At 60.1% G+C, this 2,378-nt stretch carries 1 protein-coding gene; it reads left to right on the top strand.

Annotated features, from left to right (window positions below):
• Positions 1–32: 32 nt before the first annotated feature.
• Positions 33–2,378, top strand: a 2,346-nt coding sequence (locus EOA27_RS32215; RefSeq protein ID WP_145970681.1) for a hypothetical protein, incomplete at its 3' end; no start/stop codon positions are given.

Raw genomic sequence — 2,378 nt, forward strand, 5'->3', positions numbered from 1 at the left:
GGAGCAGGTCGGTCGAGGATCGTGCATTAGCGTTGAAATTCGATCACGATAAGCATGCGCATCTGATCCTACTGGAGGCTAAGTGGCCAAATTCGCGCGACAATGCCGTGCCTCCACCGTTGGGTGGTGGCCGTCGGCTAGCATCCGCGCTCAGCCAGTTGATCCGTCAGTTGCACGATGAAATTGAGGATGGCGAAGGTGCTGACGCCGGTCTGACCCTAGTCGTGCATAACTCGCCAGGGTGGGGCCTTCAGATCGACGATCTGCCTGACCTAGGGCCGAGATGGTTCGTAGTCTCGATGAGCGTTTACTCGTTTTCGATGCTGCTTCGGGCACCCGGATTCGAACTGCTCAAATTCTGGAAGATGTTGGCCGAGCTTCGCGAGATCAGGCATCGCGGCACGATCATCAAACTGTGGCCTGACCCGATCGTCTACTGGAGCGTCTGGGAAAACTTCGGATTTACCTTCACCCCGGCGTTAGCCGACATGCGCGGCATGGCGCTGATCGGCGATACAACGCTGGTGGCGCCTTTGGTTCGCCGGGTGCGGGATGCATGGTATGCCCATGGTGTCCGCACCCCTTGGGGCGAGTTCACCGTGGTCGAACGATATCCTGACGACGATGATACCACGCCCGATCCGCAGTCGCCCATCTACAACGATCACTTGGCCATAGCAGCCGGCACACTGGTCGGCGTGGTTGAAAACGAACACGGCCCCTGGTGGGTCTCCGTTGGCCGTCCTCCTACTGACGTGGAAGACCGGCAGTTTCTTTTTCTTCTTTGGCAGGCGGTACTGGAATGGTTGGCGCGCGCCGCCAACGAGGTGGGAGGGCGGCTCTCGGCAACCGCGAAGCCGCTTCTCGTGACGCTGCTTCCGATACCGATCACGATCACCGACGGCCCGGACACTGCGCAGTTCTTCTATAGGCCAGACGGCTCGGAGGTGAGGATCGCCCTGCCGGCTGATCTCATGGAGCGCATGGTCCGGGTGGACAACGCGGCTGAGATTCAGGTCTTGGCTTGGATTTTGGAGGGCATCCTAACGCTTCGCGGCGAAACGGCAAACGTCGGCGCGCTAAGTTGGGCGCGCGAGATACTTGCCAATCCGGATCTCAAGATGATCCACATCACCCGCGACATTGATCAGGCCTTCGCCATCGACCTTATGGCGGACAAAACCCGCTACCGCCCGCTCCAAGAACCCGACCTCGCGATTGCAGGACGCTGGATGGACGAGCGTCTTATTGCACGCCACGGCCTCACCATCACACCGCCCATGACGCCGATCAGGGATGCTGGACACGTCAATGCCATTCTCAACGCAGCTGTGGACGTGCACTGGGAGATATGCCGTGACCGCCTTTCGAGCCTCGATCGACGCGAGACATTGCACCTTGTCCTCGGGTTGATCGAAGCTGCGCACAGGCACCGGGTCGACGATGAGCGCGGCGCGCGGGCACGGCGCGTTGCCTACACGGATGATCCACAACTTGGCGTCCGGCGCGCGAACCAGCGTGATCACGCCTTCCGAACCTACCGCGTGGTCGCCGAGATGGCGCTCTGCGCCTGTCCGATGACTGGCGGTCGTCCACCGGGGCTGTCGGACATCGACGCTATCGCGGCGCAGGTAGCGGCGCTCGTCCGTACGGCCGAGTTCAGCGATGCCGCGCAGCGCAACCTTGTAAAGGGAGAATTCACATTTCTACCAGACGGTTCTATCCTGCCTTATGGCGGCGGAGCCGAGGCATTCATGACACAATACCTCAAGGCCTGCCTCGAAGAGTCCGTTGCCATAGACGAGGAACGCTATTCGGACCTCTTCGACACACCGCAAGACAACACGGAATGGGTCGCGCGCCATCAAGATGATCTACTGTCATCTGAGGACGAGGAGGAGGGAGATAACGGCGCCTTCGAATATGCGGTCCGAGAGGAGATTGGTCTGGCCATTTCGGCCATCGTGGCAATCGCCTTCGCCCTGCAAAACATCGCCGTTGGGCGATCCTCCGAAGTCACTTGCCTACGACGGTCTGAGTTAACTGCAGCTATCGTCGCTTTGACTGGGCGCTGGGGGAATCCCATCACCAGCGACGAATTTGATCGCTTCCTCGCCGCCTTCGGGCTGTTTACGCGCCCTGCGTGGGACACGCCGCCTCCGGGCTTCGCGCCGAGCGACATATTCCCCTGGTTCTTTGAGCGCAGGCTATCGCTGATGACGCGTCCGCTCCTGGTGCTGAGCGAGGAAGATGATCCTGATATCATGTTCGGCGTTCGCCAGATCCGAATGGGAACCGAGTACGCTATGCTGCTGCTGGAAATGGGGATCTGGGACAAAGGCAAACTGGGTAGCGCCGCAGCCAAGGCCTATATCTGT

It is taken from the genome of Mesorhizobium sp. M2A.F.Ca.ET.037.01.1.1 (assembly GCF_003998075.1).
GTDB lineage: Bacteria > Pseudomonadota > Alphaproteobacteria > Rhizobiales > Rhizobiaceae > Mesorhizobium.